A 2,365-nucleotide genomic window follows, 5' to 3' on the forward strand; every position below is an offset into this window, starting at 1 on the left:
AACGACGAAACAGTAACATTAAGCGAGCTGTTAAAAGAGCAACAAGTGCTTGTGTACTTTTACCCTAAAGCGTCAACGCCGGGCTGTACTGTACAAGCCGAAAACCTACGCGACCAACAAGCCGAGCTTGCTAAATTTAACACCCGCGTTGTAGGTATTAGCCCAGATCCGATTAAGCGCCTGAAAAACTTTGAAATGAAAAAAGAGCTTAACTTTGACCTGCTATCCGATGAAGACCACGCCATTGCTGAAGCATTTGGTGTATGGGGCTACAAAAAGTTTATGGGTAAAGAGTACGATGGTATTCACCGCCTTACGTTTTTAGTAGGCCAAGACGGTAAAGTTAAACACCTATTTGATAAGTTTAAAACCAAAGACCATCATCAAGTGGTTTTGGACTATCTCGCAGCAGAGTAAGCTAATGGCAGAGTAAGTTAGCTACCAGCTATTAGAAAAATACAGAAAAGCGTTGCTCAAAGGCGACGCTTTTTTTATGCTAATTATTAAATATTTAGGTTAATATTCCGCATCTCTAAAAGTACAGCGCGGTTCACTATTAACAAAGTCTGAAAATGAAATAGTACAATCAAGGAAAAATCGCCCAGGTCCTCTGGCACTTATATCAATTACTAATTTTAAAGCATCTTTCGTAAACTTAACATTTTTATATGAAATAGCACTCACGTCTTTTCTCGCATCAGTCACTTCGCCTATTTCATCTGTAAAACTACAAAATTCTTTGCTACCTGACTCACCTAGCTTTATTTTAAAACAAGGATAGTCTTCTGTATTATAGCTAAGGTAAGTAGCCATTTTCCCTTGGTATTCACCCTCGATCATAACTGAAGGTTTTAAGTCGGCTTTATTCTCATTGACTACAGCCATACAAGCCGTGAAAGGGAATAATAATAATAATACAAATAGACTTTTTAAGTTATTCATGGTGTTACTCCAAGAGGTATTAATGAAGCAAATTTACTTCTCATATTAAAACGCTCAATGGGTACATGAGCCCATTTAGAACGATCACTCATAAGCGTTTTAATATTGCTTATATCTCCTTTCGAAAGAGGTTCTTGTAAAAACTCTCTCGTTTTAGGCGAGTAATCACCGCGATATTTCAAATCAACGAATAATTCTAAAACTGATTTTGGCATTAAATCAAAATCAACCGTACCATATTTTTTTACTGTATCTCCTTTATTACAAATGCGCTTTACTTCAGACTCTTCATATGAATATGCAATATTAAAAAGAGCAAGTTGAGCTGGGGCTGTAATTTGAAAGTCAAGAAGATCATTTTCTACAATAAACCGTTCAGCATTTATACCCGATAAGCGCGCACCTCTGCTTAACTTCTGAGCATGAAATAATGAAAGTCCAGCTTTTACAAGCTCGGTTTGGACTCTCGTAGAGGATTTGCCTTTCATATCATAGCCTCGTCCAAGCGTTAATCCAGACACGAGATTCGGAACATGGAGAATACGGCTATGAAAGAGACCACCTTCTTTACCTTCAGAGTCCCAAGTTAAAACTCCTCTAGTTGGCGAAGTTATAGAGCTTAATCTAAAGCTATTTTTTAAATTGCTTACAAGTACCTTAAAGGTTCTTTGATTACTAGATACGACCCCATCGGGTGTTCCCATTTTAACTACATTTTTTGAAAGTCATTTAATAGGGAGAGGCTGTCTGTATCAAATTTATTATTCACCTTAAGAGGTTTTCTACAAATTTGCCTTGCATAAGTATTGAGTAAAGCTTTAATTAAATAAATATCTACAGACGAATTTTTCCCTTTATCTCCAACTGAACCTGTCATTTTAAGTGAAATCATTATTACTCCTTTAATTGTAAATTTGCATACTTGTAGACCACTAAACTAGACAGCCACTCTAATTAAAAAATATAACTGTGCCATAAAATCTACTTTTTAGGTTAATAATTTACCTTTCCTGCTGGATTACTTTCATTTAACCCATTGAATAAGCCATTAGCACTCTTAAACCTAAATTACACACATGAGAATAACTGCATGATACAGTTGTGATTTATTACTAAATAGTTTTACTGAGTAGTTTAAGCTTTATGCGAGTAGCTTTTCGCAGTTACTGATATTTGCCCGCCGTTTGCGGTTTAAATTTTCACAGTAACGTGCTTGTGAGGATGGTCGGCCTACTGCACCATGAAATACACGTGTAAATTGTGTGGTGAGTTTTAACCAGTTTTCTGGGGAGATATTCACTCTGCCTAGTAAAGGCAAGTGTGTACTTTCAATATACCCTCGCTTATCTTCTCGTATACAACGGCCTGTTAATTCAACAAGTTCAAGGTACGATTTAAGCTCAAACGGTAGCCCTTTGGGCAT

At 36.6% G+C, this 2,365-nt stretch carries 4 protein-coding genes and 1 pseudogene; 1 reads left to right on the forward strand and 4 read right to left on the reverse strand.

Annotated elements, in window-relative coordinates; translation table 11 throughout:
• A partial coding sequence (gene bcp / locus I6F65_RS21135; RefSeq protein ID WP_197114784.1) for a thioredoxin-dependent thiol peroxidase occupies positions 1-417 on the forward strand: 417 nt, incomplete at its 5' end.
• Positions 418-516: 99 nt separating this feature from the next.
• Here the strand turns inward: bcp and I6F65_RS21140 are convergent.
• The 4 genes and pseudogenes from I6F65_RS21140 to I6F65_RS21155 form a co-directional block, all read right to left on the reverse strand.
• A complete protein-coding gene (locus tag I6F65_RS21140; protein ID WP_166115316.1) occupies positions 517-942 on the reverse strand; it encodes a hypothetical protein in 426 nt (141 codons plus the stop codon).
• Positions 939-1,646, reverse strand: a complete 708-nt coding sequence (locus tag I6F65_RS21145; protein WP_166115314.1) for a hypothetical protein — start codon at positions 1,644-1,646, stop codon at positions 939-941. Before I6F65_RS21145 ends, I6F65_RS21140 begins: the two co-directional genes overlap by 4 nt.
• Before the next feature lie 5 nt (positions 1,647-1,651).
• The gene (locus tag I6F65_RS21150; RefSeq protein ID WP_166115312.1) at positions 1,652-1,834 is read right to left on the reverse strand and encodes a hypothetical protein; all 183 of its coding nucleotides are present in this window, start codon (positions 1,832-1,834) and stop codon (positions 1,652-1,654) included.
• A gap of 249 nt (positions 1,835-2,083) precedes the next feature.
• Positions 2,084-2,365: pseudogene (locus tag I6F65_RS21155) on the reverse strand (hypothetical protein); the annotation flags it as partial.

The organism is Pseudoalteromonas sp. SWXJZ94C (assembly GCF_015864385.1).
GTDB lineage: Bacteria > Pseudomonadota > Gammaproteobacteria > Enterobacterales > Alteromonadaceae > Pseudoalteromonas.

What these genes read in the sequence shown, in the direction of transcription:
- I6F65_RS21140 (WP_166115316.1), bottom strand. Translation starts at nt 942, where the DNA reads ATGAATAACTTAAAAAGTCTATTTGTATTATTATTATTATTCCCTTTC.
- I6F65_RS21145 (WP_166115314.1), bottom strand. Translation starts at nt 1,646, where the DNA reads ATGGGAACACCCGATGGGGTCGTATCTAGTAATCAAAGAACCTTTAAG.
- I6F65_RS21150 (WP_166115312.1), bottom strand. Translation starts at nt 1,834, where the DNA reads ATGATTTCACTTAAAATGACAGGTTCAGTTGGAGATAAAGGGAAAAAT.